The following is a 359-nucleotide window of genomic DNA, read 5'->3' as shown; positions in this document are numbered from 1 at the left end:
GAAGATGCCCTGGTACAGAAAGCGATGGCGATGGTACTGGGCTCAGCCTTGCCGGTCTCGCCGCGCTGTACTCATGTAAAAGGCCAGGGTGGCCTGAAGGGGGCGCTGCGTTGGTTGCGCGCTAAACTGCCGCAGAATCAGTTTGTCTTTCGCTCCGACGTCAAGGGTTACTACGAGAACATCGACCACACCGTGTTGTTGCAACAGCTGGATGCGCTGGTGCCCGATAAAGCAGTGTTGCGGTTACTCACACAGGTCATTGGCCGCACAGTGGAATCGGGTGGCATCTTTAACGTCATCAAAAAAGGCATAGGCCGGGGCTCGCCCTGAGTCCGCTGTTAGCGGCCATCTATCTCAAG

1 pseudogene is annotated in these 359 nt (G+C 56.8%); it reads left to right on the top strand.

Annotation, left to right across the window (positions count from 1 at the left end):
- Nucleotides 1–330: pseudogene (locus A3709_RS24270) on the top strand (reverse transcriptase); the annotation flags it as partial.
- Nucleotides 331–359 lie beyond the last annotated feature (29 nt).

The organism is Halioglobus sp. HI00S01 (assembly GCF_001635445.1).
Classification (GTDB): domain Bacteria; phylum Pseudomonadota; class Gammaproteobacteria; order Pseudomonadales; family Halieaceae; genus Halioglobus; species Halioglobus japonicus.
The sequence above is the reverse complement of the archived record's forward strand: the minus strand, read 5'-3'. Positions and strand labels throughout refer to the sequence as shown.